Annotated in this window: 25 protein-coding genes; 11 read left to right on the forward strand and 14 right to left on the reverse strand. The window is 67.1% G+C overall.

Features of this window, described 5'->3' with window-relative positions:
* Positions 1-180: 180 nt before the first annotated feature.
* Genes JYA52_RS16470 through JYA52_RS16485 form a run of 4 tightly spaced genes read right to left on the reverse strand, consistent with a single transcriptional unit; the run spans position 181 to position 4,243 of the window.
* Positions 181-957: an ABC transporter ATP-binding protein gene (locus tag JYA52_RS16470; protein WP_205654241.1), complete on the reverse strand. Its 777-nt coding sequence runs from the start codon at positions 955-957 to the stop codon at positions 181-183.
* Entirely contained in the window at positions 954-1,985 is a 1,032-nt protein-coding gene (locus tag JYA52_RS16475; RefSeq protein ID WP_205654242.1) for an ABC transporter ATP-binding protein, read from the reverse strand. The genes JYA52_RS16470 and JYA52_RS16475 overlap by 4 nt, the downstream gene beginning before the upstream one ends.
* Positions 1,982-2,950 carry a branched-chain amino acid ABC transporter permease gene (locus JYA52_RS16480; RefSeq protein ID WP_205654243.1) on the reverse strand — a complete coding sequence of 323 codons (969 nt, stop codon included), beginning with the start codon at positions 2,948-2,950 and terminating at the stop codon, positions 1,982-1,984. The genes JYA52_RS16475 and JYA52_RS16480 overlap by 4 nt, the downstream gene beginning before the upstream one ends.
* 9 nt (positions 2,951-2,959) lie before the next feature.
* Positions 2,960-4,243, reverse strand: a complete 1,284-nt coding sequence (locus JYA52_RS16485) for a branched-chain amino acid ABC transporter permease (RefSeq protein WP_205654527.1) — start codon at positions 4,241-4,243, stop codon at positions 2,960-2,962.
* A 486-nt stretch (positions 4,244-4,729) separates the two neighbouring features.
* Between JYA52_RS16485 and JYA52_RS16490 the strand changes: the two genes are divergently transcribed.
* Positions 4,730-5,632: a Bax inhibitor-1/YccA family protein gene (locus tag JYA52_RS16490; RefSeq protein WP_205654244.1), complete on the forward strand. Its 903-nt coding sequence runs from the start codon at positions 4,730-4,732 to the stop codon at positions 5,630-5,632.
* Between the two features lie 29 nt (positions 5,633-5,661).
* Here JYA52_RS16490 and JYA52_RS16495 read toward each other — a convergent pair whose 3' ends face one another.
* The 5 genes from JYA52_RS16495 to JYA52_RS16515 are packed head-to-tail and all read right to left on the reverse strand — an operon-like array spanning position 5,662 to position 11,163.
* Entirely contained in the window at positions 5,662-6,636 is a 975-nt protein-coding gene (locus tag JYA52_RS16495; protein ID WP_205654245.1) for a DMT family transporter, read from the reverse strand.
* Positions 6,637-6,638: 2 nt separating this feature from the next.
* On the reverse strand, positions 6,639-7,877 hold the full coding sequence (locus JYA52_RS16500; protein ID WP_205654246.1) for an acetyl-CoA C-acetyltransferase: 1,239 nt from the start codon (positions 7,875-7,877) through the stop codon (positions 6,639-6,641).
* A gap of 21 nt (positions 7,878-7,898) precedes the next feature.
* Entirely contained in the window at positions 7,899-9,056 is a 1,158-nt protein-coding gene (gene galK, locus JYA52_RS16505) for a galactokinase (protein ID WP_205654247.1), read from the reverse strand.
* Positions 9,053-10,216: a galactose-1-phosphate uridylyltransferase gene (gene galT / locus JYA52_RS16510; RefSeq protein WP_205654248.1), complete on the reverse strand. Its 1,164-nt coding sequence runs from the start codon at positions 10,214-10,216 to the stop codon at positions 9,053-9,055. The genes galK and galT overlap by 4 nt, the downstream gene beginning before the upstream one ends.
* Positions 10,213-11,163, reverse strand: coding sequence for a DeoR/GlpR family DNA-binding transcription regulator (locus tag JYA52_RS16515; RefSeq protein WP_205654249.1), 951 nt, complete (start codon positions 11,161-11,163; stop codon positions 10,213-10,215). The genes galT and JYA52_RS16515 overlap by 4 nt, the downstream gene beginning before the upstream one ends.
* Positions 11,164-11,297: 134 nt before the next feature.
* Between JYA52_RS16515 and JYA52_RS16520 the strand changes: the two genes are divergently transcribed.
* The 4 genes from JYA52_RS16520 to JYA52_RS16535 all read left to right on the forward strand — a co-directional run bounded on the left by JYA52_RS16520 (position 11,298) and on the right by JYA52_RS16535 (position 15,512).
* Positions 11,298-12,257: an aldose 1-epimerase family protein gene (locus tag JYA52_RS16520; RefSeq protein WP_205654250.1), complete on the forward strand. Its 960-nt coding sequence runs from the start codon at positions 11,298-11,300 to the stop codon at positions 12,255-12,257.
* 69 nt (positions 12,258-12,326) lie between these two features.
* Positions 12,327-13,649, forward strand: coding sequence for an AI-2E family transporter (locus tag JYA52_RS16525; protein WP_205654251.1), 1,323 nt, complete (start codon positions 12,327-12,329; stop codon positions 13,647-13,649).
* Between the two features lie 3 nt (positions 13,650-13,652).
* Complete coding sequence (gene ilvA, locus JYA52_RS16530; RefSeq protein ID WP_205654252.1) at positions 13,653-14,891, forward strand: threonine ammonia-lyase; 1,239 nt, start codon at positions 13,653-13,655, stop codon at positions 14,889-14,891.
* Between the two features lie 9 nt (positions 14,892-14,900).
* The gene (locus JYA52_RS16535) at positions 14,901-15,512 is read left to right on the forward strand and encodes a rhomboid family intramembrane serine protease (RefSeq protein WP_205654253.1); all 612 of its coding nucleotides are present in this window, start codon (positions 14,901-14,903) and stop codon (positions 15,510-15,512) included.
* Between the two features lie 90 nt (positions 15,513-15,602).
* Here the strand turns inward: JYA52_RS16535 and greA are convergent, their stop codons facing one another.
* Together greA and JYA52_RS16545 are read right to left on the reverse strand one after the other, a co-directional pair.
* Positions 15,603-16,097 (reverse strand): transcription elongation factor GreA, encoded by a 495-nt coding sequence (gene greA, locus JYA52_RS16540; protein WP_205654254.1) that lies wholly within the window; start codon positions 16,095-16,097, stop codon positions 15,603-15,605.
* Positions 16,098-16,260: 163 nt separating this feature from the next.
* Positions 16,261-16,731 carry a DUF4307 domain-containing protein gene (locus tag JYA52_RS16545; RefSeq protein ID WP_240460442.1) on the reverse strand — a complete coding sequence of 157 codons (471 nt, stop codon included), beginning with the start codon at positions 16,729-16,731 and terminating at the stop codon, positions 16,261-16,263.
* A gap of 82 nt (positions 16,732-16,813) precedes the next feature.
* Here JYA52_RS16545 and mca point away from each other — a divergent pair, with 82 nt between their 5' ends.
* From mca to JYA52_RS16560, 3 genes are all read left to right on the forward strand, one after another.
* Entirely contained in the window at positions 16,814-17,719 is a 906-nt protein-coding gene (mca, locus tag JYA52_RS16550; protein ID WP_205654256.1) for a mycothiol conjugate amidase Mca, read from the forward strand.
* A gap of 123 nt (positions 17,720-17,842) precedes the next feature.
* Positions 17,843-18,166, forward strand: coding sequence for a hypothetical protein (locus JYA52_RS16555; protein ID WP_307869407.1), 324 nt, complete (start codon positions 17,843-17,845; stop codon positions 18,164-18,166).
* Entirely contained in the window at positions 18,144-20,327 is a 2,184-nt protein-coding gene (locus tag JYA52_RS16560; RefSeq protein WP_205654257.1) for a thioredoxin domain-containing protein, read from the forward strand. The genes JYA52_RS16555 and JYA52_RS16560 overlap by 23 nt, the downstream gene beginning before the upstream one ends.
* Here the strand turns inward: JYA52_RS16560 and trhA are convergent.
* Positions 20,308-20,949 (reverse strand): PAQR family membrane homeostasis protein TrhA, encoded by a 642-nt coding sequence (gene trhA, locus JYA52_RS16565; RefSeq protein ID WP_205654528.1) that lies wholly within the window; start codon positions 20,947-20,949, stop codon positions 20,308-20,310. The two genes, JYA52_RS16560 and trhA, sit on opposite strands and share 20 nt — an antisense overlap.
* Positions 20,950-21,203: 254 nt before the next feature.
* On the opposite strand from trhA, the gene JYA52_RS16570 reads away from it, so the two are divergent.
* Entirely contained in the window at positions 21,204-21,965 is a 762-nt protein-coding gene (locus tag JYA52_RS16570; RefSeq protein ID WP_205654529.1) for an isoprenyl transferase, read from the forward strand.
* A 272-nt stretch (positions 21,966-22,237) separates the two neighbouring features.
* Positions 22,238-23,680, forward strand: a complete 1,443-nt coding sequence (gene phoH2 / locus JYA52_RS16575) for an RNA 5'-3' helicase PhoH2 (RefSeq protein WP_205654258.1) — start codon at positions 22,238-22,240, stop codon at positions 23,678-23,680.
* A 227-nt stretch (positions 23,681-23,907) separates the two neighbouring features.
* Here the strand turns inward: phoH2 and JYA52_RS16580 are convergent, their stop codons facing one another.
* Positions 23,908-24,552: a GNAT family N-acetyltransferase gene (locus JYA52_RS16580; RefSeq protein ID WP_205654259.1), complete on the reverse strand. Its 645-nt coding sequence runs from the start codon at positions 24,550-24,552 to the stop codon at positions 23,908-23,910.
* Between the two features lie 34 nt (positions 24,553-24,586).
* Complete coding sequence (locus JYA52_RS16585) at positions 24,587-25,378, reverse strand: hypothetical protein (RefSeq protein ID WP_205654260.1); 792 nt, start codon at positions 25,376-25,378, stop codon at positions 24,587-24,589.
* Positions 25,379-25,436: 58 nt separating this feature from the next.
* Here JYA52_RS16585 and JYA52_RS16590 point away from each other — a divergent pair, with 58 nt between their 5' ends.
* Positions 25,437-26,009: a prepilin peptidase gene (locus JYA52_RS16590; protein ID WP_205654261.1), complete on the forward strand. Its 573-nt coding sequence runs from the start codon at positions 25,437-25,439 to the stop codon at positions 26,007-26,009.
* Positions 26,010-26,022 lie beyond the last annotated feature (13 nt).

The raw sequence follows: 26,022 nt of genomic DNA on the forward strand, positions 1-26,022 counted from the left end.
GCTGGCATGAAGGCCCCCGTCCTGCAGGACGGGGGCCTTTTGCTGCGTACCGTGGCGTTCGGCCCCAGCTACCGGCTACGTGGCTGGCACCGGGCGTGAGTGGGCCGGTGGGGAGAAGGCACGCAGAAGGGCCGCCACCGGATCGGTGACGGCCCCTGAGCGTGTCGGAGGAGTGTGTGCCTACTTCTCGTGTTCGTCGGCCAGCGTTCCGAGGTACAGCTGGATGACCTTGGGGTCCTTCATGAGTTCCCGGCCGGTTCCCGTGTACGCATCCTTGCCCTGGTCCAGGACGTAGCCGCGGTCGCAGATCTGCAGGCAGCGGCGGGCGTTCTGTTCCACCATGATCACGGACACGCCTGCCCTGTTGATCTCATGCACGCGCAGGAAGGTCTCGTCCTGTTTGACGGGGGAGAGGCCTGCGGACGGCTCGTCCAGCAGCAGCACGGCAGGTTCCATCATCAGGGCACGGCCCATCGCCACCATCTGGCGTTCGCCGCCGGACAGGGAGCCGGCACGCTGGGCCCGGCGCTTGCCGAGCTCAGGGAACAGGCTCGTGACAAAGTCGAAGCGCTTGGCGAAGTCCTTGGGCCGCTGGAACATGCCCATCTGCATGTTCTCCTCGATGGTGAGGGAGGCGAACACGTTGTTGTTCTGCGGCACGAAGCCCACGCCCTGAGTGACGAGCTTGTTGGCCTTGAGCCCGGTGAGGTCCTGGCCGCGCACCACAACAGATCCTGAATGCACCTTCACGAGGCCGAACATGGCCTTCAGGAGCGTGGACTTGCCAGCTCCGTTCGGGCCGATGATTCCGATCAGCTCGCCCTTGCGGGCCTCGATGCTGCAGCCGTTGAGGATGTTCACGCCGGGCAGGTATCCGGCCACCAGGTTGGTGACTTTGACGACCGAGCCGTCTGCTGCTGCGGTGCTTGCGGCCGGAGCCGCGCTTGTGGCGCTCATGCTTTGTCCTTCTCTGCGTGGCCGGGGTCCGAAATGCCGGTCCTGAGGTCGGGTGCTACGACGTCCACGGCAATGATGCCGGCGTCTTCGGTGCCGACGATCGACTCCTCATCCGCCACGAGTACCTGCTCCAGCGCCCTGATGCCCTCAGAGTCGCCAAGGTCGACGTCGTGGTGGGCGCCCAGGTAGGCGTCAATCACGGCCGGATTCTTCATGACTTCGCCTGGCGGTCCCTCGGCTACGATCTTTCCCTCAGCCATGACAACAACCCAGTCCGCGATGTGGCGCACCATGTTCATGTCGTGTTCCACGAAGAGGACGGTCATGCCCTCCGCCTTGAGGTTCTTGATGTGGTCCAGCAGGGACTGCGTCAGGGCGGGATTGACGCCTGCCATGGGCTCATCGAGCATCACCAGTTTCGGGCTGACCATGAGGGACCGCGCCATTTCGAGCAGCTTGCGCTGACCGCCGGACAGCGACGCCGCGTAGTCGTCCTTCTTCGTGTCGAGCTTGAACTTCTCCAGCAGGACGTTGGCCTGCTCGGTGATCTCTTTCTCCCTGCCGCCCCACATGCCCTTGAAGAGGGCCTTGGACAGCCGTTCACCGGGCTGCTGGGAGCCGCCGAGGCGCATGTTCTCCATGACCGTCAGTTTGCCCATGACCTTGGTGAGCTGGAAGGTCCGGACCATGCCCATGCGCGCCACCTTGTAGGAGGACACGCCGGCAATGCTTTGCCCTTCGAACTGCCACTTGCCGGAGTTCGGGGTGTCGAAGCCGGTGAGCAGGTTGAAGAGGGTGGTCTTGCCGGCCCCGTTGGGGCCGATCAGGGCGGTGATCTTGTGACGCGGGATCTCAAGGTACTCGACGTCGACGGCGTTGATGCCGCCGAAGCTGCGGGTCACGTTTTCGGCGACGACGATCGGATCCCGTTTCTTGCAGCCGGGGGTGTTCTCGCCGACGGCGATAGCGCGGGCGTCGTTCATGTAGTCGACGCCTGCTTCCATTGAATCTTGGCTGTGCTTGCTCATGCGAACGCCAGCTCCTTCTTATTGCCAAAGACACCCTGCGGCCTGAAGATCATCAGCAGCATCAGGGCGATGCCCACGAGGATGTAGCGCAGCTGGCCTGCCTGGACCGTGGTCAGCCAGGTCACTGCGCCGGATTCGATAAGACCGTACAGAATGCCCTGTGTCAGGGACAGGACCACCCAGAACATCATGGCGCCGATCACCGGCCCCAGAACTGTCGCCATGCCGCCCAGCAACAGGCAGGTCCACAGGAAGAACGTCAGCTCCGTGCCATAGTTGGCGGGCTGGACGGCGCCGCGGGGAAGCGTGAACACCATTCCGGCGAACGCGCCAAGGATGCCGCCGATGACGAGCGCCTGCATCTTATAGGCGTACACGTTCTTGCCGAGGGACCGCACGGCATTCTCGTCCTCGCGGATGCCCTTCAGGACCCGGCCCCAGGGGCTGCGCATGAGGAGCCAGACAATGAGGCAGCAGACGGCGGCGAGGGACCAGCCGATGACCCTGATGAAGAAGTCGCGGTTGTTCATGCCCAGGTAGGAGCCTTCGGGGAACGGGTTCATGGCGTAGAACCCGCCCTCGAATGCGGCCAGTCCGTTGGCCGACCCTGTGACCGACGTGAGCTGGTTGGTGGTGACCACATAGCGCACGATCTCGGCCGCCGCGATGGTGACGATGGCGAGGTAGTCGGCGCGGAGGCGGAGGGTGGGGATACCCAGCACCAGGGCAAACAGCACGGAGCACACGACTGCGATGAGCAGCCCCACGAAGAATGGAACGCCGAAGCTCAGGGTGGAGATGGCAAAGCCGTAGGCGCCCACGGCCATGAAGCCTGCCTGGCCGAAGTTCAGCAGGCCCGAGTAGCCGAAGTGAACCGCAAGGCCGAGCGCGGCGAGCGCGTAGGCCGCCGTCGTCGGGCTGAACAGTTCACCGGCTGCGCTGGAAAGTATGAATCCGAAGTCCATGGCTGTCTCCTAACCCACGCGCTCGCGACGGCCCAGGATGCCCTGGGGACGGAACAAAAGGACAACAATCATGATGAACAGTGCTCCCACGTACTTAAGGTCGGCGGCGAGGCCGAACACGGTGGTCAGTTCGACGAAGATACCGACGATGACTGATCCGATCAGGGCGCCAAAGACGGTCCCAAGGCCGCCCAGCGTAACTCCGGCGAAGATGAGCAGCAGGATCTGGGAGCCCATGTCGAACGTGACGCCGGGACGGTAGTACGCCCAGAGGATGCCCCCGAGCGACGCGAGGATGCCGCCGACGATCCAGACGAGCCGGATGACGCCGTCAACGTCGATCCCTGACGCGGCTGCCAGTGCCGGGTTGTCCGCCACCGCGCGGGTGGCCTTGCCGAGCCGGGTCTTCAGGAGCACGATGCCGATCAGGGCGATGACGATGGCGCTGATCACCAGCGACCACAGGTTGTTAGGGGAGATCGAGACCGGACCGATCTGTATTTCCGAACTTTGCGCGAACGGGAGCTGCTGGGTGGCGCCTCCGAAGTAGAACTGGATGATATACCGGACCGCCAGCGCCAGGCCGATGCTGACGATCATCATCGGGACGAGGCTGGTGCCCCGGCTCCGCAGCGGTTTCCAGAGGCCGCGGTCCTGGGCGTAGCCGAAGAGGCCGCCGCCGAGGAGGGCAAGGATGATGGCCAGCCAGAACGGCAGGTTCATGGCGTTGAAGGCAAAGACCAGGACGGCGCCGAGGGTGACCATCTCGCCGTGGGCAAAGTTGGTGAGCCCGGTGGTGCCGAAGATGAGGGACAGCCCCACAGACGCGAGGGCAAGGAGGAGCCCGAAGCTCAAGCCGGCCACCAGGCGGTTAAGGAGGTTCTGGCCAAAGTCCTGCTGCTGGACCACGATGCCCTTGCCAAAGGCAAAGATCACTGAAAGGTTCGAGGTCTGGCTGAACGTGACATTGCGCGGGTTGGCCTGGCCCTCGGCGAGCTTGATGCCCTCCGGGAGGGTGGATTCATCCAGTTCCACTTCATAGGTTCCCTGGGTGGGAACTCCAATCCGCCAGGATCCGTTGGCACCCGAGGTTGCGGTTCCAGTGAAGTCAGCGTTCTTGGCGGTGATCTTCACGCCTTCGAGGGGTGCGCGTGCATCGTCACGGAGGAAGCCGCTGATGCTGTTTTGGAACTGCTGGTTCGACGGGGGTGGTGTCGGAGAGGGGGTGGCGGCCTGCGATGCGGGTGCAGCTACCAGCAGGAGCGCCAGGACAGTGGCGGCGATTGCCCCCATGGCCTTCAGCAGTCCGGCTGGCCGTCTGCGCGGCAGGCCTCTCGGTGTGCGTCTCAAATTGAAAACCTCCACATGGGGGTGGTCTGGGTTGCGTCGTTGCAACCGCTGCGAACGGAGAAGGTGACGGGGTGGTGCCGTGATGCGGTTGACTGGTTGTGATATGTGTCACCTTACTTCGCTCATGTTACAGCGCGGGCAGTACAAAGTTTGCTGTCCGGCGTCGCCACCAGATAGCGATCAGATAACAACTGTGAAGCGGGACGGGAGCATTAATTCAGCTCATCTAATGAAAACTTTTGTTGTGTCCCAGTATTCCTAAACAGTCCGTTGGGCTGCCCCTCCGGGGGCGTTCCGACGGCGTGTGGCAGGTCACGATTCCGTGTCGGCGCGGGCGCCGGCGGAACTATACCTGCCGCTGGGGCGTGGGAATTGATAGTTTGAACTAAGGAAAGATCCACAAACCCCTTTATTTGGAGGACACCCGCAATGGCACTTGGCGGAAACCCGATCTTCAACGGAAAGAACTTCCGTGGAGCCACCCAGGCACCGCCTGTTCCGCAGGCGTACGGCCAGAACCGGTACGGCCAGGGCGGCTACGGCCAGACCCCCGTCATGGACGCACCAGGCTGGGCTGCCCAGCAGAACATGACGCAGGACCAGCTGCAGCAGATGTACAACCGGCCGGCAGCAGGACCGGCCGAAACCGGGCGGATGACCTATGACGACGTCATCGTCAGGACGGCGGCCTGCCTCGGCGCCGTGATGGCCGGTGCTGCCGTCACGCTGTTCGTGAGCATGCCCCTGGCCAGCATGCTGATGATCGTGGGCGCACTGGGCGGCTTTGTGCTGGCCCTCGTCAACACGTTCAAGAAGCAGCCCTCTCCGGCACTCATCCTGGCCTACGCCGGCCTCGAGGGACTGTTCCTCGGCGGGCTGACCCGCATCCTGGACGGCATGTTCCCGGGCGTCGGACTGCAGGCCGTCATCGGCACGCTCTCCGTGTTCGCTGTGACGCTGCTGCTCTTCAGGAGCGGCAAGGTGCGCGCCACCCCCAAGGCCATGCGTTTCTTCATGATCGCCATGATCGGCTACGCCGTGTTTGCCCTGGTCAACATGGTGATGGTCTGGACCGGCGCCGTGCAGTCCCCGTTCGGCCTCAGCACGAGCATCCAGATTTTCGGCATTCCGCTCGGTGTCTTCATCGGCATCCTCGCCATCGGCCTCGCCGCTTTCTCGCTGATCATGGACTTCACGAGCATTGAAGCCGGGGTCCGGGCAGGCGCCCCCGAACGGTTCTCGTGGACGGCGGCGTTCGGCCTTACCGTCACGCTGGTCTGGCTGTACGTGGAAATCATCCGCCTGCTGTCCATCCTCCGCGGCGAAGAATAGAACGCAACGCCGGCAGACGCCGTCGTGCTCTAACTAGCCGAGAGGGCCCCGCTGGACGCGGGGCCCTCTTTGCGTCTGCGGGTGTTCGTCAGGACGACGCCGGCGATGACGACGAGGCCGCCGATGACCTGGGCGGCGGAATACGGGTGGCCGGTGAGGATGGTGATCGCGGCCGTGAACACGGTGATGAGGTTCAGGAACACGCCGGCGCTGCCGGCGGGGATGACGGTCAGGGCGCGGTTCCACAGCAGGTACGACAGCACCGAGGGGAAAAGCGCGATGAAGGCCAGGGACGTGATCGCTTCGGCCGTGGCCGGCAGGGCGGGCCCGCCGGTGGCGAGGCTGATCGGCGTGAGCACGGCGACGGTGACCGCGGCCTGGACGGCGGTGCCGGTGATCGGCGGCACCTTCGGGGCCAGGCGCCCGGTGACCGTGTAGCCGGTCCAGGCGGCAATGGCGCCGATCATGAGCAGCTCGCCGGGCCCGAACCCGGTGCCCAACAGGGCGGCCGGGTCGCCGCCGCTGAGGACGACGAGGACGCCCACCAGGGCGATCAGCACACCGCCGATCGCCGTCGGGGTCAGTCGCTCGCGCAGGAAGATGGTGGCGGCCAGGGTGATCAGTGCCGGGTTGAAGGCGTTGATGAGGGACGCGCTGAACGCGTCGGTGTGCTCCAGTGCGGCGTACAGCAGCAGGTTGTAGCCCAGCAGCCCGAACGCGCTGAGGGCGATCAGCCACGGCCACGCGGCCGCCACCTGCCGCCACTGCGGACGCTCGACCACCTGCGCGATCACCAGCAGCGGGACCAGGGCAAGAGCCCAGCGCAGCAGGACGAGACTGAGGGGGTCGATGCTCTCCACCGCGCCGGCTCCGACGACGTAGTTGCCGGCCCAGAAGAGCGTCGCCCCCAGCAGCGAGGCGACCGCGATGCCCACGGCGCGCCGGGGGGTGCGGCCGGCCGGCGGGGCGTTTGTGTGGATGGTGCTGGTATCCGGGGCTGTCATTTTCAGCTAAGGCGTTCCAGCACCAGCGCCATGCCCTGTCCGCCGCCCACGCAAAGGGTCGCCAGGCCCAGGGTGCCGCCCGTTTCGCGGAGGCCGTTGAGCAGCGTGGTGGTGATGCGTGCTCCGGTCATGCCAAAGGGGTGGCCCAGGGCAATGGCGCCGCCGTGGATGTTGAGCTTCGCGGCGTCGATCCCCAGTTCACGGGCGCTGGCCACCACCTGCACGGCGAAGGCCTCGTTGAGCTCCACGAGGTCGATGTCGCCGATCTGCAGCCCGGCGGCAGCCAGCGCCCGCCGCGTGGATTCCACCGGCCCCATCCCCATCAGTTCGGGGGAGAGGGCACTGGCGCCGGTCGAGACGATGCGGGCCAGCGGCTCCAGCCCCAGTTCCCTCGCCCGGGTGTCGCTCATGATGACCATGGCGGCGGCACCGTCGTTGAGCGGGCAGGCGTTGCCGGCCGTGACGGTTCCGTCCCGGCGGAACACGGGCTGCAGGGCACTGACGGCTTCGAGGGTGACGCCGGGCCTCGGCGAATCGTCCCGGTCAACGACGGTGCCGTCGCGCCGTTCATAGGGCGTGATCTCCCGGGCGTAGAACCCGGAGGCGATGGCCGCCTCGGCCCGGTTCTGGCTCAGCACTGCCCAGGAGTCCTGCTCTTCGCGGCTGATGCCGTAGGACGTGGCCACATTCTCGGCCGTCTGCCCCATCGCGATGTAAATGTCCGGCATCCGCCCGCCCAGCCGCGGGTCCGTCCACGGGGTGTTGGACTCGGCCCGTGCCGCGGTCCGCTGGCGCGCCGGTTCAAACAGCCGGTTGTGGTTGCCCGCGTCGGTTTCGCCCGCCCCTGCCCAGTTCTGGTACCGGGAGACGGCTTCGACGCCGCCGCTCACGAAGGCATGGCCTTCTCCCGCCTTGATCGCGTGGAAGGCCATACGGACGGTCTGCAGGCTTGAGGCGCAGAACCGGTTGACGGTGGAGGCGGGCACCGTGTCCAGGCCGGCCAGGATGGTGACCACCCGCGCCATGTTGGAACCGGCCTCGCCGCTGGGCTCGGCGCATCCCAGGTAAAGGTCGTCCAGCCCGGGGCCGCTGTTTCCGGTCGGATCGAAGGACGGCAGCTTTGCCAGCGCAGCGGCCACCATGGCGGCCGCCATGTCATCCGGGCGCTCGTCCTTCAGCGAGCCCTTGAAGGCGCGGCCGATCGGGCTTCTGGCGGTTGAAACGATGACTGCTTCCGGCATGCGCCCAGCCTACGCCCGCAGCTAGGCCAGCCGCATCGCCCCGGCTGCGGGGGTGACAGTGAAGATGTCGGGCGCGGTAAATCCCGCCCGGGCAAAGGCCTGTTCGACGGCGGTCCGCACCCGCTGCTCCTCTGCCGCCGGCGTCAGGGCGATGGCAGCCCCGCCGAACCCGCCGCCCGTCATCCGCGCGCCGATGGCGCCGTTCGCCCGGGAGGTTTCGACCGCCAGGTCCAGCTCCTCACAGGAAATCTCAAAATCATCCCGCATGGAAACATGGCTGGCGTACAGGAGCGGCCCGATCGCGGACGGACCGTGCCGGCGCAGCTGCTCGACAGTCTGCAGGACCCGGTCGTTTTCGGTGACTATGTGGCGGACCCTGCGGAAAGTGACCTCATCCAGGAGGCCGCTGGCTTCCTCAAGGTCACCCGGGGCGACGTCCCGCAGCGCCTTGACGCCAAGCACCTCAGCGCCCAGTTCGCAGGAAGCGCGGCGGGAGGCGTACCCGCCGTCGGCATGGGAATGGGAAACCTTGGTGTCGATCACCAGCATGACCAGGCCGGCAGTTTCGGCCTCGAACGGCACCAGCTCGACGCTCTGGTCGCGGCAGTCCAAGAATACGGCATGCCCTGCCGAGCCGCGCAGCGAGGCGGACTGGTCCATGATGCCCGTGGGTGCACCGACGAAGTCGTTCTCGGCGCGCTGTGTGGCCAGGACCATGTCTTCCGGGCTGAGGCCCGCACCGGTGATGTCGTTCAGTGCCGAGATCACAGCGCACTCGATGGCATGGGACGAGGAGAGCCCGGCGCCCAGGGGCACGCTGGACTGCAGCAGCAGGTCCAGCCCCGGGACGTCGATGCCGCGCTGCTGCAGCGACCACATGACACCGAGGGGGTATTTGGTCCAGCCCTTGGCGGACTGTGCCTCCAGGTGCGCCGTATCGGCCGTCGTCATGCCCTGGTCCCCGTAGGTGGACAGGAGGCGGACCGTTGAGTCGGAACGGACTCCCACGGCGATGCGAGCCGTCCTGTCGATCGCGAACGGAAGCACGAAGCCCTCGTTGTAGTCCGTGTGCTCGCCGATCAGGTTGACCCGGCCGGGGGCCTGCCAGATGCCGTCCGGGTCCCGGCCGAATGCGGTGCTGAACTGTTCGGCGAGGTGCGCGGTGCTGGTGGCGGTCATGCGTGGGCTCCTTCGATCAGTGCCGGTGCGGACGGGGCGAGTGTTTCAGCCGGTGAGGCAGGGACAGTGGCGGCGCGGAGCCGCTCGGCCACGAGCTCCGGGGTGGTGTCGTTGATGAAGGCCCCCATTGCGGCCTCGGACCCTGCCAGGAACTTGAGCTTGTCGGCGGCACGGCGCGGGGAGGTGAGCTGCAGGTGCAGGTAGCTGGCCGGGCGGAGCACGTTGTCCACCGGTGCCTGGTGCCACGCCGAGATGTAGGGAGTCGGCGTCGGGTACAGCGCGTCCAGGCGCTTGAGCAGGTCGAGGTAGACGTGCGCCAGCTCGTCCTTTTCCTCTCCGCTGAGGGCCGCCAGGTCCGGGACCTGGCGGTGGGGCACGAGGTGGATTTCAAGGGGCCACCGGGCGGCGAACGGAACGTACGCGCTGAAGCTGTCGCTTTCCATGACCATCCGGCTGCCGTCCTCCCGCTCCGCCTTGAGGAGGGAGCCCGTCAGCGTCTGGCGGCCGTCGGCGGCGTCGTAGAACTTGCGGGCGGCTGCCCCCATCACGGCGGCGCGGGGCGTGACATACGGATAGGCATAGATTTGGCCGTGCGGGTGGTGCAGGGTGACTCCAATATCCGCACCCCGGTTCTCAAACGGGAAAACCTGCTTGACGCCGGGCAGGGCACTGAGCGCGGCGGTGCGGTGCGCCCACGCTTCCACCACGGTCCGGGCACGCGTTTCGGTCAGGCCACTGAACGATCCGGTGTGTTCCGGCGTGAACGTGACCACCTCGCACCTGCCGAAGGCTGGCCCCGTGGTGCCCCAGCCAGGGCTGTCCGGAACCGGACCCACGGCCGGACCGAGGGAGGGGAAGCGGTTTTCGAACACCACGACGTCGTAGTCCGGCGCCGGGATCTCCGAGGGGTTGGCGTCGGTGGTGGGGCAGATCGGGCATTGGTCTGCCGGCGGGAGGTGCGTGCGGGTCTGCCGGTGGGCCGCCACGGCCACCCATTCTCCGGTGAGTGCGTCGAACCGGACCTCGCCGGGTTCGCCGCGGGCCGGGAGGTCACGGCGATCGGGCGTGGTTTCGACTGACCGTGGCCGGGCGGACCCGGCGTCGTCGAAATAGAGCAGTTCCCGGCCGTCGGCGAGATGGGTGCTGGTGATGTGCGTCATGCGTCATGTCCTTTGATCGCTGCAACCGGAAGGTTCCGGCCAGCCGGGAGGTGGGTGGGGGAGCTTGCTGCAGGCCTTGCCGCAGGCGCGTGGGGCGGCGCTCCGCGTGCGGGGTGTCCCTCGGGCGAGGGAAGCGGCACGATGCGGACGTCACGGACCATCTCCCGGAGCAGCCGTGCTGCCGCCGGGCCGTCGTGGCCGGTACGGATCCTGGCGTCGGTGACCAGCGTGCCAACAGCCGAGAGCGGCGCGATTCCGGCCAGTCCGACCAGGCCGTACTTCGTGGCATCGGCCAGTACGGCCAGCGCTCCCGAGGCCGTAATCATGGCGGCGTTGACCTCGGCTTCGAGGAGGTTGGGCGACGTGATGCCTGCCTCCGGGTCGATGCCATGGACTCCCATGAAACAGATGTCAGCGTGCAGGTGATCCAAGGCGTGCATCGTGACAGGGCCCACCAACGCCTCGGAGGGAGTCCGCTGGCCGCCCAGCACCAGCGTCCGGATGCCGCCGCCTTCCGCGTCCGGCCGAGCGGTTTCCGAGGGTGCCGGACCAGCCAGCGCGTTGACCACCATGATGGAATTCGTGGCCACCGTCAGGCCGAGATTGCGGGGGAGGAGGCGGGCGAACTCGTAGGTCGTTGTGCCGCCCGAGATGAGCAGGGTCATGTCCGGCCGCAGCAGCGTCAGGGCTTCCGTGGCGATGGCACGCTTTGCCTCGGTTTCCTGGGCGGACTTGCTGAGGAACGCGGGTTCGACGGCGCCGAAGTCGCCCGTGCGGGTGGCGCCGCCGTGCACGCGGAACAACAGGCCGTCGGCATCCAGGGCGTCGATGTCGCGCCGCACGGTCATTTCCGAGACGCCGAGCACAGCGGAAAGGGCGGCCACGCGGACTGTGCCGTGCGCCTCGAGTTCCTGGAGGATCACGTGCTGGCGCTGTGCTGCAAGCATGGCTCTCCTTCTTCCTGGCCGGTATGGGGCACATCACCATTGTGCCATAAAACGCTCAAAAACAAATAGTTTCTAACAAAACAGAACATCGTGCCCCGCCGTCGCTGGAGGATCGCGCGTTGTACGGTATGTCCATGACTTCCGGCGCCTTTTCCGCATCCAGTGGCCAGCCCGAACGGAGGCGCTGCGCCTCCGGGCTGCAGTACGAACTGAGGCGCGGCGACGCCCTCGCAGTGGTGACGGAGCTGGCCGCGGGCCTGCGCTTGTACAGCCGGGGCGGAGTCCAGCTGACAGAGACGTACGGAGACGCCGATATCCCGCCAGGCGGCAACGGCATCACGCTGGCGCCCTGGGCGAACCGCGTGGAGGACGGCGTCTGGCACCTCAATGGCAAGAAGCAGCAACTGGACATCACCGAGGTTTCCCGGAACAACGCCAGCCACGGCCTGCTGCGCAACGCCTCGTACGCCCCGATAGCCGGGTCGGAGTATTCGGTGACCCTGGAGGCCCCGGTCTTCCCCCAGCACGGCTACCCGTTCCTCGTACGGCACCGGGTGGAGTATTCCTTGGCCGAAGACCTCGGACTGGTGGTGCGCCAAACGCTGACCAACGACTCCCGCGAAGACGCGCCATTCGTGCTGGGAGCCCACCCCTATCTTCGGCTGGGCGGGATCCCCAGTGAGGAGCTGACCCTCACCGTGCACGCCGGTACCCGGCTCGTAGCGGACGACAGGCTCCTTCCGCGGAGCTCCACGCCCGTCAGCGGCGACACCGATCTGCGGCAGGGCAGGAAGGTGGGCGACCTCGACGTCGATGTCGCCCTGACCGACCTCGACTTCGACGGCGGCATCGCCCGCCACACTCTGTCAGCGGCTGACGGCCGCAGCGTGACGCTGTGGCAGGACGCCACATGCCCCTTCGTCCACGTCTTTGTGACCGACAAATATCCGGGCCGGCCCAAGGCGGTGGCGATCGAACCGATGACCGGTCCGGCGAACGCATTCAACTCCGGCCACAGCCTCCGCTGGCTGGCGCCGGATGAGTCGTTCACCATGTCCTGGGGCATCAGCGCGTCGGAGGATATCGCTTCCTGATCCGCAGTAGCGCCCACCCGTTGCGACCTGCCGTTTCCCATAGCCGCACAGCTAGGGAATTATTGGGCTATGACGCCAACTAAGGACGCCACACCAGAAGAACCGGTCAGGCCAGCCATCCTCCCGCCCCCGCGGCCCCGGACCGAAAGGGAACTCGAGCAGGACATTCCCTACGGTGTCCGCATCGCCGCGGCCTGGGCGTGGCGGCTGGGGCTGATCCTCCTGATACTGGGCGCCCTGGTCTGGCTGCTCGGCAAGATCAGCTTCCTGATCATTCCGGTGATGGTGGCGGCCCTGCTGGCAGGCCTGCTCAGCCCGGTCGTGGGGTGGCTGCGCTCGCAGCGGCTTCCAAATGGAGCAGCGGTGGCCGTCACGATCCTTGCCTTTATCGGGCTGATCGCCGGCTCGCTGGCGCTGGTGGGGCGGCAGCTGGCCCTGGGATTCCAGGAGCTGTGGAGCGAGGCGCTTGCCGGAGTCCAGCAGGTCCAGGACTGGCTGGCCCAAGGGCCGCTGCACCTGACCGCCGCGCAGATTGACCAGTACATCCAGGAAGCGACGGCGGCGCTGCAGAACAACAGCAGCAGCATCCTCAGCGGGGCGCTTTCCTTCGGCAGCACGGCGGGACACTTTGCTGCGGGGATGATCCTTGCCCTGTTCATCCTGATCTTCTTCCTGCTGGAGGGCGACCGGATCTGGGCCTTCCTGGTCCGGCTTCTGCCGCGGCGTGCCCGTATTCCCGCCGACGGCGCCGGCCGCCGCGGCTGGACCTCCATGGTCAGCTATGCGCGGATCCAGATGTTCGTGGCTTTCGTGGATGCGGTAGGCATCGGAGTGGGCGCGGCCATCATCGGCGTCCCGCTGGCGCTGCCGCTTGGTGTCCTGGTGTTCATCGGTTCCTTCATTCCGGTGGTTGGTGCCCTGGTGACCGGCGCCATCGCCGTGCTGCTGGCGCTTGTTGCCAACGGCCCCGTCAACGCCCTGGTGATGCTGGGCATCGTGCTCCTGGTCCAGCAACTGGAAAGCCACATCCTGCAGCCGCTGGTCATGGGCAAGGCCGTGGCGTTGCATCCCGTGGCCGTGATCCTCGCCGTCGCCGCCGGTTCCTACCTGGCCGGCATTCCCGGAGCCCTCTTCTCGGTGCCCATCCTCGCCGTAGCAAACTCGGCGATTCGGTATATTGCAGGCAGAACGTGGGAACATGATCAGGTGCTGGCTGGCGCGCGCGGCGGTGTCGCGGGAGGTCCGGCCGGCGCTGACCAGGACAACACCATCAAGGAAGTCCGGTTCCCGGGTGCGAGTCCCGGCCACGGCAAAGACGCCGATCGTGGAACAGGTGCTCCGGCCAGACAGTCTGCGCCGGGCCCCGAAGCTGAATTTCCCAAAGGAGAATAGTTCGTGAATACCCCTGAAAGCCTTCCCGTCACGCTGGACGATGTCCTTGAGGCGCAGAAGCTGCTTGACGGGATCATTACCCGGACGCCCGTCGAATCATCCCGGGCATTGGGCGCGATGGTGGACGGACAGGTCTTCTTCAAGTGCGAGAACCTCCAGCGCGCCGGCTCCTTCAAGGTGCGCGGCGCCTACGTCCGGATGGCCCGCCTGTCCGAGGCGGACAAGAAACGCGGCGTGGTGGCAGCGTCCGCCGGCAACCACGCGCAGGGCGTGGCGGTCGCCGCGAAGAGCCTGGGCATCAAGGCCCGGATCTACATGCCGCTCGGCGTGGCACTTCCCAAGCTCGCCGCCACGCGCAGCCACGGCGCCGAGGTGATCCTGCACGGCCACAACGTGGACGAGGCGCTCGCCGAGGCACAGCGCTACTCCGACGACACTGGCGCGGTCTTCGTCCACCCCTTCGACAACGTGGACGTCGTGGCCGGCCAGGGAACAGTGGGCCTGGAAATCCTCGAACAGGTGCCGGACGTTGACACGGTGGTCATGGGTGTCGGCGGCGGCGGCCTGCTGGCAGGCGTGGCCGTGGCAGTCAAAGCACGGGCAAAGGAACTCGGGCGGGAGATCCGCATCATCGGTGTGCAGGCCGAAAATGCGGCGGCCTACCCGCCGTCGCTGGCGGCCGACGCCCTGGTGCCGCTGAAGAGGGTGTCAACCATGGCCGACGGCATCGCCGTGGGGCGTCCCGGACAGCTGCCCTTCAGCATCATCCGGGAACTCGTGGATGACGTGGTCACCGTCAGCGAGGATTCACTGGCGCGGGCCCTGATCTTCCTGCTGGAGCGCGCCAAGATGGTGGTGGAGCCGGCCGGTGCCGTGGGGGTGGCTGCCCTCATGGACGGAAAGATCGAAAACCCCGGAACCACGGCCGTCATCCTATCCGGCGGCAACATCGACCCCATGCTGATGCTGAAGGTCATCCAGCGGGGCCTCTCCGCCGCCGGCCGGTACATGACAGTCCGCATGATGCTCGATGACCGTCCCGGCTCGCTGGCCACCATTGCACGGATCATTGCCGAGAACGACGCCAACGTGACGGGCCTTGACCACACGCGGGTGGGCGGATCCATCAGCATGGGCGATGTTTCCATCACGGTGAACCTCGAGACCAAGGGCCACGAACACGGGGAACAGGTCCTGGGCGCGCTGCGCGCCGAGGGTTTCCAGCCGATCGTGGTGCACTAGGAGCCAACGATGCTGCAGACACCAGGCGAACCTCCGGCAACGCGGGACACCCCGGCGTCGCGGGCCAAGGGCGGGCTCCTGGTGGTCGGCGCCTTCGTGCTGCTGCTCTTCGCGCTCGAGCTCGTCAACACGGCAATGCTGCACGGCCTGAACCGCGTCTTCGGCCTCAGGCCCCGCAGCGCCGACGGAATCCTGGACATCTTCACGTTTCCGCTGCTGCACGCGAACCTGAACCACGTCCTTTCCAACGCGCTGCCCCTGATAATTTTCGGCTTCCTGGTGTTCATGTCCGGGGTGCGGGTCTTCCTCACCGCCGTCGCCTGCAGCTGGCTGGGATCAGGCCTCGCCGTCTGGCTGATCGGCAACCGCGGAATCACGGTGGGCGCGTCCGGCCTGGTCTTTGGGCTGTTTGCGTTCCTCCTGGTGCGCGGATTCTTCAACCGCAGCTGGTGGCAGATCCTGCTGTCCGTTGTGCTTTTCATGGCTTACGGCGGCATCCTGTTCGGACTGATTCCGAGCGTTGCGGGCTTCGTCTCCTGGCAGGCGCACCTTGGCGGGGCCGTCGGCGGCGTCCTGGCCGCCGTGGTGCTGCGCGTGCGCAGCGCAGCCCGCCAGGACTAACGCGTTAAAGCGCGACGCCGGCCCTCCCGCAAATCGGGGAGGGCCGGCGTCGTGCGTTGCGGCATGACCCGCTGAAACGGAAGCTTCCGCCTAGCCCGCGTACGGCTTGGCGGACAGGATCTCGACAGTGATCTCCTTGCCGTTGGGGGCGGTGTAGCTCAGGGTGTCGCCCTCCTTGTGGCCCATGATGGCCGCGCCGAGCGGGGACTTCTCGCTGAAGACGTCAATGTCGGAGTCTCCGGCGATCTCGCGGGAACCGAGCAGGAACGTCTCGTCGTCCCCGGCGATCCGGGCGACGACGATCATGCCGGGCTCAACGATTCCGTCATCGGCAGGAGCCTCGCCGACGTGGGCGTCGCGGAGCAGCTGCGTGAGCTGGCGGATGCGGGCCTCGATCTTGCCCTGCTCCTCCTTGGCGGCGTGGTAGCCGCCGTTTTCCTTGAGGTCCCCCTCTTGGCGCGCAGCCTCGATCTTCTGGACGATTTCCGCCCGGCCGGCGCTGGAAAGGTGGTCCAGCTCTGCCTTCAGGCGGTCAAAAGCTTCCTGGGTAAGCCAAGCTGCAGGCGCGCTGTTGGTGGTAGACACGGACATCTCCTCTAGTGGTTAGCAAGCAGGTCATACAAGCAAAGACCCCGCCACGGTGGCCACTTGTGGAACTCAGTAACCAACTCAGCGGGGTAAAGGTATTGGTCCATTGTAGTCAATCCTGTGGATAAAACCCAAAGGGTGAGCGGCGTGGGTCACATTCCTACTTGGCGCCATCGGGGACCCAGCAGCTGTCCACGACTGCCGAGACGGACTGGGATTCGGTGCGCAGCACCTCCCGCAGGGCGACGGTGCGGCCGCCGTCAGGACTCTCCGCGCCTCCGGCCGCCGGGGCCGACGGTATGTCCACGACTTTCCAGCCCACGATGGCGAACTTCGAGTCGAGGGCCTTGACCGCGCACTTCACGGCGGTCCCGGGATCGCGGGAAACCTGGAAGTCCAGCTCGGTCTGGGTGGCATCCACGGTCCGGTAGCCGACGTCCTTGAACGTGACCGATGACATGGCAGAGGACGTGGATACCCAGGCCAGGAATCCGATCCCGGCCGCCAGGGCCGCAATCGCCGCACCTCGTTTGGCTTTTCGGGACAGCGTGCGCTTTGGACCGCCATAGCGATTGGCTAGGCTAATGTCTGCAGGCAGGGGGGTGCCCGACTTGTCCTCGGTAGTCACCATTCCAGTTTAGTGGGGATCAGCCGGGGAAATATCCGGTGCCCGGCACTGCAACCGGCAACAGTAGAAAGAGGAGCAGTCCCACATGACAGCGTCCGAGAGCCCGTCAGCTACACTCCGCCTCTTGGCCGTGCACGCCCACCCGGATGACGAATCCAGCAAAGGCGCCGCAACGATGGCCATGTATGCCGCGGCCGGGGTGGACGTCATGGTGGCCACCTGCACCGACGGCTCGCGCGGTGACATCCAGAATCCCGCCATGGAAGGCGAGCCGCACCCCAAGAGGGACATGGCGGGGGCCCGCAGGCTGGAGATGAACGAGGCCGCACGGATTCTGGGAGTGAAGCAGCGCTGGCTGGGCTTTGTGGACTCGGGGCTGCCGGAGGGGGATCCGCTTCCCCCGTTGCCGCCGGGTTCGTTCGCCCTGCAGCCGCTTCACCGTGCCGCAGCACCGCTGGTGCGCCTTGTCCGGGACTTCAAGCCGCACGTCGTTGTCAGCTATGACGAAAAGGGCGGCTATCCGCACCCGGACCACATCATGGCGCACCGGGTGGCGGTGGAGGCGTTCGAGGCTGCCGGGGACCCGGAAAAGTACCCCGGGACCGGCGAGGCCTGGGCACCGAGCAAGCTCTACTACGACCGTGCCTTCAGTCCCGAACGCTTCCGTGCCCTGCATTTCGCCCTCGAAGAGGCCGGACTGCAATCGCCGTACGCTGAACGCCTCGCCGCCTGGCTTGAGGCCGACGCCGAGGGGCACACCGCGCCGCCGCCGGCTCACCAGACCACCACGCAGGTGGACTGCGGGGATTTCTTCGAAGCCCGGGATGATGCCCTCCGCGCGCACCGTACCCAGGTTGATCCGCTGGGGTTCTTTTTCGCCGTCTCTTCCGACATGCAGCGCCGGGCCTGGCCCTGGGAGGATTACACGCTGATCCATTCGCGGGTGCCCGCTGAACTCCCGGAAAAGGACCTGTTCGCGGGGCTAAGATAGAGATAACAAATAGTTTCTATCCCGTGTAGAAAACAGCGGGGCAGAAAATAGCAGCGTAGAAAACAGCGCTTTAGAGCGCCGGCCGGACGTTCCGCGTCACAGCCCACCAAGAAAGTTCCCACAGTGCACCACTTGCTCATCGCCCTGGCGTCCTCGCCGGCCCCCTCGCCTTCCCTGCGGCCGGGCCTCTCCGAGGACCAGGTGACCCCCGGCCTGCTCGGCTTCCTGCTGACGGCCTTCATCGTTGTGCTGACGGCGCTGCTCATTGTGGACATGGTGCGCCGCATCCGGCGCGTGCGCTACCGTGCCCAGGTGGAGGAGGAACGGATGGCGGCGGCCGAGGCTGCGGATATCGCCCACGACGACCTCGCTGCGGGCAACACGGACAACACGGGCATAACCGGCAACGCGGACAAAACAGACAATGCGGGCAGAACCGACGCCTGACTCCGGCGACCGCAACGCCCTGGGTGAGGAGCCCTCGGCGTACCTCCGGCAGCATGCGGGCAACCCGGTGCATTGGCAGCCGTTCGGCGACCGGGCGTTTGACCGTGCCGCCGCCCGGAACGTTCCGGTGTTCCTGTCGATCGGCTACGCCGCCTGCCACTGGTGCCACGTCATGGCCCATGAAAGCTTCGAGGACCAGGCCACGGCCGACTACCTGAACGCGCACTTCGTCTCCGTCAAGGTGGACCGGGAAGAGCGGCCGGACGTGGACGCCGCCTACATGGCCGCCACGCAGGCGATCAGCGGCGAGGGCGGCTGGCCCATGTCCGTTTTCCTGACACTGGACGGGCTCGCTTTCCATGCCGGCACCTACTTCCCGCCCCGGCCGATGCCCGGCCGGCCGTCGTTCCTGCAGGTGCTCGAGGCGGTGCACGACGCATGGGAGGAGCGCCGGGACGCCGTGGAGCAGAATGCCCGCTCCCTCGCCCAGACCATGGGCCACGCCCAGCTCTCCGCGGCAGTGAACCTCAACGAGCTGCCCGGATTGCTCGATCCGGAGCTGCTGCCGGCCGCGGTCCGCTCACTGGGCCGCTCGGAAGACCCCGACGACGGCGGCTTCGGCGCCGCCCCCAAGTTCCCGCCGTCGGCGGTGCTTGAGTTCCTGATGAGGCATGCCGCCGTGCCCTCGGACACGGCCGGGGAGGCCCGCGACATGGCCGGGCGGACGCTGGCCGCCATGGCGCGCTCGGCATTGTTCGACCAGCTTGACGGCGGCTTCGCGCGGTATTCGGTGACCCGGGACTGGTCTGTGCCGCACTTCGAAAAGATGCTCTACGACAATGCCCAGCTCCTGAGGGCTTTTGTCCACTGGGTGCGGCTGGGCGGAACACCGGGCTTTCCCGCGGCGGAAGCGGCCGACGTCGCCGTGCGCACCGCCGAATGGATGCTGGCATCCCTCGGACTCCCGGCTGGGAGCTGGGGGGCTGCCCGCCCGCACGGCGCAGCGGAAGCCCTGGCGTCGTCGCTCGATGCCGACTCGGTGGTCAACGGAGAGCACCACGAAGGCGCCAGCTACCTCTGGACGGCAGGCGAGCTCGAGAAGCTGCTGGGCAACGATGATGGGGCCGCCATCGCCCGGCTCATGAACGTGGGGGAACACGGCACCGTCTCGAAGCTCGGATCGCCGCTGCACCCCGCCAGGGCGCTGAGCCCCGAGGAGGCCGCGCGCTGGGCCGGCGCCCGGCCACGCCTCCTGGCGGCGCGCGCAGCCCGGCCGCAGCCGGCACGCGACGACAAGGTGGTGGCGGGCTGGAACGGGCTGGCCGTGGCGGCCCTGGCCGAGGCGGGCGCGGTGCTGGACCGTCCCGGGCTGGTGGACGCGGCCGTCCGCATCGCAGGCTACCTCGAGGGGGTCCACTGGAGGGCGGCAGGGGAGGAACTCGTCCGCGTGTCACACGCCGGTGCCGCACGCGGGATCGGCGGCCTCCTGGAGGACTACGCGTTCTGCGGCGAAGGGTTTCTCGCACTGTTCGCAGTCACCGGAAATGCCCACTGGTATGGGCTGGCAGAGGCAGTCGTTTCGGCGGCATGCCGGCGGTTCATTGCCGACGGCAGCCTGGCGGATACGGCCGGGGAATCCGCTCAGGTGTCCAACGCCCTGGGCGGCCGGCCCGGCCTCGATCCCTTCGACGGCGCCACGCCCAGCGGTGCGGCGGCCTTCGCCGGCGTCCTGCTGAGCTACGCGGCCCTGTCCGGATCTTCGGAACACCGGACCATGGCAGGCAACATCCTGGCGCTGTTGCCGCCGATCGCGGCGCAGGCTCCGCGCGTGGCCGGCTGGCTGCTGGCCACGGCCCAAGCCGCGGCTGAAGGCCCGGTGGAGGCCGCCGTCGTCGGGCGCCCGGGTGCGGCCAGGGACGCCCTGCACGTGGCGCTGCTGCGGTCGCCCAGCCCGGGGCTGGTCATCGCCGTGGGCGCTGGCGGGGCCGGCGGCGGGCAGGGGGAGGACGCCGGGACAGCCGGGACGGTGCCACTGCTGCGCGGCCGCACGGCCGGAGCGGACGGCGCACCGCTCGTGTATCTCTGCCGCGGCATGGTGTGCGAGCGGCCGGTGGCGTCCGTGCAGGAGGTCAGGGACCGCCTCAGCTCAGGACGGCGATGAGAATCGCCACGAAATGCGCGGCGAAGGCGAGCACGGTGAGCGCGTGGAAAAGTTCGTGGAAGCCGAAGTGCTCGTAGCTGATGTTCGGCTTTTTCAGCGCGTAGAAGACGGCACCAGCTATGTACAGGATGCCCCCGAGGCAGATGAGGAGGGCCGCGGGCACGCTGGCCGCGAAGAAGTCGGGCAGGTAGAACAGCGAGCCGCAGCCCAGGGCAATGTAGATGGGCACATAGAGCCAGCGCGGCGCGTGGGTCCACAGGAGCCGGAACAGCACGCCAAGGATGGCCCCGGACCAGATCAGCCAGAGCAGCAGCACCGCCGTGGGCCGCTCCAGCAGGCTCCAGGCCAGCGGTGTATAGCTGCCGGCGATGACCAGCATGATGTTGGTATGGTCCAGCCGTTTCAGCACCATCTTCACGCCCGGGGACCAGTTGCCGCGGTGGTAGATGGCGCTGATGCCGAACAGCAGAACACCGGTGAGGGCGTAGATGGCGGACGTGATCTTGCGGTCCGGCGTCGGTGCGACCAGGACGAGCACGATGCCGGCGGCAAGGGCCAGCGGAGCCGTGACGGTGTGGATCCACCCGCGCCATTTGGGTTTGATCGTCAGCAGTTCGGCGATGCGGACGGCGGCGTCGTCCACGGGGCTGGACCTGTGCTCCGGGGCGCCCGGCCCGCCCGGCGGGGTGTTGCTCGTCATGGCTCCAGAATAACTTACGGCCCGGTAAGTTACTTCCGGGTAACAAGTGTGCGGGTTGGCTGCCCGCCCGCGCACGGCGGTTCCCGGCCGGGCGTGTGCACACGGCGCCGGCCTTCGGACGGTAGCCTAGGATTTGCACAGAAGTCAGACAGCCAGGAAGTCAGGTGAATCTCCGGATGGAATTGCCCGGGTTCCTCTATGGCTTCTACGAGCGCCGGCTGCTCCGCTCCCTCGGCCCGGACCGGATTCCCAGGCACATCGGTGTCATGGTGGATGGCAACCGCCGCTGGGCGCGCCAGTTCAATGCCCCCACGAGCCAGGGGCACCAGGCCGGTGCGGACAAGATCCACGAATTCCTGGGCTGGTGCCAGGAGCTTGGCGTCAGGGTGGTCACGCTGTACATGCTCTCCACCGACAACATGAGCCGTTCCGGTGAGGAACTGGACCTGCTCATGGGCATTATCGCGAACACCCTGGACCGTCTCGATGAGAACGCCGACATTTCGGTGCATGCCATGGGGGCGCCGGAGCTCTTGCCGGATTATCTGGCGGACCGGCTGACGACGCTGACCGCCCGGACCCCGGTGCGTGAAAAGCTCCACGTCAATGTTGCGGTCGGGTATGGCGGACGCCGGGAAATTGTGGACGCCGTCCGTGAGCTGCTGCACGACGCCGTGGCGCGCAAAGCCGACATCAGCGAGCTCGCCGACACCCTCTCCGTGGATGACATCTCCCGTTTTCTGTATACGCGGGGCCAGCCTGATCCTGACCTGGTCATCAGGACCTCCGGGGAGCAGCGGCTGTCGGGCTTCCTGATGTGGCAAAGCGCCTACAGCGAGTTCTACTTCTGTGAAGCACTGTGGCCTGCGTTCCGGAAGGTTGATTTCCTCCGGGCCCTCCGGGACTACGCCGGGCGGCAGCGCCGCTTCGGCTCCTAGCCCGGCTTCGGCTCCTGACCCGGAACTGTCCGTTCCGCCCGTTCACCTCGAATTCACAAACCGGCAACAGGAATCGCCGCTTCAGGACTTTGGAAATTAGTCGGGGGAGATTTACGTTAAGACCATCAGCAGGCAAAATCGCCGGCTGATCGGGGAGGCCAGTACATGGAGCGAACTTTCGCACCGGTTGTATGGGAGGCCGAGCCCGGCCTCATGGCCGAGCCGCCTCACCAATAACGATTCCGGGCATGTGCCCCGGGGCTGGAGTCGATGTGGCTAATTCTGAACAACTGCCTGAAGTCATCACGGACCAGGGTGAAAAGGCTACCTCTCGCGCCAAGCGAGCCATTCCAAAGACCGGTGCGGCAACGAAGGACGCCGCAGCCGGTCTTGCTGTTTCCGGCCTGACGTCAGAATCCCAGCCAGCCGTCTCGACGTTCGTCATTGACACCTCTGTGTTGCTGTCCGATCCCCGCGCGCTGCTTCGCTTCGCAGAGCATGAAGTGATCGTGCCCATCGTCGTGATCACCGAGCTTGAGGGCAAGCGCCACGACCCCGAACTGGGCTATTTTGCCCGGACGGCGTTGCGGCTCCTTGACGACCTCAGGATCCAGCACGGCGGACTGAACAAGCCCATTCCGCTGGGCGACGCCGGCGGGACGCTGATGGTGGAGATGAACCACATCTCGTCCGAGGTGCTGCCGGCCGGATTCCGGGGCGGTGACAACGACAGCCGCATCCTCGCCGTCGCCATGAACCTTTCCAACGAGGGCCGCAACGTCACGGTGGTGTCCAAGGACCTCCCCATGCGGGTCAAGGCCTCGGCCATGGGGCTGCTCGCGGATGAATACCGCAACGAGCTGGTCAAGGACTCGGGCTGGACCGGGGTGGCGGAAGTTGATGCCACCGAGGACGAGGTGTCCACGCTGTACGGCCACGAGCCGGTCTTCATCCCCGCTGCGGCCGAGCTGCCGGTCAACACCGGACTCGTGCTCCTGTCCAACAGGGGTTCGGCGCTGGGTCGGGTAGGCGCGGACAAGCAGGTCCGCCTGGTGAAGGGGGACCGGGATGTCTTCGGGCTCCACGGGCGTTCCGCCGAACAGCGGCTGGCCATCGATCTGCTGATGGACCCGGCCGTCGGCATTGTCTCGCTGGGCGGCCGCGCCGGCACCGGCAAGTCGGCCCTGGCCCTCTGTGCGGGACTGGAGGCCGTGCTGGAGCGCCGGGAGCACCGCAAAGTGATCGTCTTCCGCCCGCTCTACGCCGTGGGCGGCCAGGAGCTCGGATACCTGCCGGGCTCGGAGGCCGAGAAGATGAACCCGTGGGCGCAGGCGGTCTTCGACACACTCGGCGCCCTCGTCAGCCAGGAAGTCGTCGAGGAAGTCATGGACCGCGGCATGCTGGAGGTCATGCCGCTGACCCACATCCGCGGCCGATCCCTGCATGACGCCTTTGTCATCGTGGACGAGGCACAGTCCCTGGAGAAGAACGTGCTGCTCACCGTCATGAGCCGCATTGGGCAGAACTCGAAGATTGTCCTCACCCACGACGTCGCCCAGCGGGACAACCTGCGGGTTGGCCGTCACGACGGCGTCGCCGCCGTCGTCGAGACCCTGAAGGGCCACCCGCTCTTTGGCCACGTCACGCTCACCCGCTCCGAGCGTTCGCCCATCGCGGCCCTCGTCACGGAACTCCTGGAAGGGGCAGAGATCTAGCCTGGGCATCGGAACGCAGCCGCGCGGAGTCGCCTCCGCGCGGCTGTCGCGTCCCGCCGTCGCCGCCCCGCGGCTGTCGCGTCCCGCCGTCGCTTAGACACCTCCCGCCGCTCCGCTCCAGTCGCTGGGCGACCTCCGTTTCGCTTTGGTCGGCGATGCGCTCCTTTGCGGGACACCACAGCCGCGCTAGTGCTGGACCGCTGGTTGAGCCTGTCGAAACCCCTTGGTCAGATCCCTAGGAACCTGGCTGTGGGTTCGTGGCCCTCCACCTTCAGCTGCCAGTCGGGGCGTTTGAGGGTCTCCGGGGTCAGGCGGACGCGCTGCACCGTCTCCTGCTTGCCGCCCCAGGACATCCGCGTCACGCCGTTCAGTTCGTAGCCGAGGGAGCGTGAAACTCCGAGCGAGGCGGCGTTCCACTCCGCCGCTTCGGATTCCGCGACGTCGGCCTTGAGCCAGTCAAAGGCATAAAGCGCGACGGCGGCGCGCATCTCCTTGCCGAAGCCGCGGCCATGCGCGGTCCTCCGCAGCCAGGAACCGGTATTTACCGTCCTGCGGACGGAAAAATCCCTGGCCTCCACGTCCTGGCAGCCCAGGAAGGTTTCGCCGTGCCAGATGCCGAGGATCAGGGACCAGGACTCCGGAGTGCTGTTGGCCCGGCGCTGCCAGTACCAGCGGCCCATGGTCGGTCCCAGCTGGTCGGGCGGTGATTCGGCCCATGGGGTGCCGAAGGGGTTCCGGCCCTGCTCATGAATGCCGCTGGCTGCTGCCTCCACTGCCGCGGGAATGTCGCCGTCCCGGAGTGGGCGCAACACGAGCCGGGGAGTGGCCAGCGTCAGGGCGAACGGCGGATAAACAGATGTCAGCTCGGTCATCAGGGAAGCCTAGCCCACGCCTGCGCGAGTCAGGCTAGGCGGGGTTGGGACGCAACGGCCACTGGATGTGTTCCCGGACGTCCGTCAGGTTCACCGGCTCGGCCACGAAGAGGTCGTCGAGCATGTACTCGTCGACAGCCAGGATGCGGATCCAGTGGCCGGGCAGGTCCGCCCCGCCGTCGAGGGGTTCGCTGGCCACGCAGACCCCCGTGCCGGCGTCGATCCGGATCCGCGTCCGCCCGGGCCCGCACAGCGGACTTTCGGGGTCCAGCGGACGGTACCCGGGGTTCGGCGAAACCACTGTCTCCCGGGCAGGGCGGCCCTCGTGCTCCACATCGCGCACGGGCTCCAGCAGCTCCACGGCATTGGCGCGGGGGAACTCCAGCGGAACGGGAGCGTTGCCGGCGAGCTCCACCGGGTCCAGGGCGGCGGCGAAGCGGCTGTTCCCGAACGATGGTTCGCCGTACGCTGCCTCGGGGCGGCGCCTGACCAGCCCGCCGTCGTCGTAAACGGGGGTGACGAGGTGCGCCGGAAGCAGCCAGGACCGTCGCGTGGCACTGATGTACAGGCCGTCCCGGGAGTCGTTGATGCCTGTGGTGTTGTGCAGCAGGGTTCCGTCCATGGACTCAAGCCGGAGGGCGCCGGGGCGGCGCAGCCAGGCCCGGACGGGGCCGGCCCCGTCGGGGGAGGTCTCCCGGTATTCGAAGCGGAGGGACTGCCATTTCCAAGGGGAGGAACGGCACAGGTTCCTGAAGGACGCGGCGGAGTCCGAGGGCGTCGCCGCCCCGCCGTGTTCCTGCCGGTGCTTGGCGTCCCAGGTCCCCATATCCACAGTTTACGCGCGGGGCGCGCGCCGGACCGGGCAAATCCAGTAGCATCCGAGAGTGATCCAACGACTTGGCGAACTCTGGCAAGCGGCGCCTCCCGCCTTCTGGCTGGTCCTGGCGGCCTGCGCCTATTTCGCCGTGATGGCCGTCCGGCTGACGGTGATCGATGTGCGGCACCACCTCCTGCCGAACCGGATCGTGTTTCCGTCATACGCCGTGGCGGGTGTGCTGCTGCTGGGGGCGGTGGCCAGCCTGGTCCTGTCGGTGCCCGGCAGCGGAGGGCCCGACGGCGGCGGCGCGCCCGAGGCCGCCGCGCAGCTGTTCGGGGTGCCGGCACTCAGGATCCTGGCGGGGGGAGCAGTCCTGTGGCTGTTCTACTTCGTGCTGCGCCTGGTGTATCCGCCGGGGATGGGGTTCGGTGACGTGAAGCTGGCAGGCGTGCTGGGGATGTACCTGGGCTACCTGGGCTGGTCCCACGTTTTCGCCGGAACCTTCGCGGCGTTCCTGCTCGGCGGCCTGTGGAGCATCGCCCTGCTGGCGTCGCGCCGGGGAACGCTTAAGTCAGCCATCCCGTTCGGGCCGTTCATGCTCGCCGGTGCCGCGGCCGCCATGGCCGTGGTGCCAGCCTGAGCAGTCCGTCCCC

Origin of the sequence: Arthrobacter pascens (assembly GCF_017052465.1) — a bacterium.
GTDB classification, from domain to species: domain Bacteria; phylum Actinomycetota; class Actinomycetes; order Actinomycetales; family Micrococcaceae; genus Arthrobacter; species Arthrobacter pascens.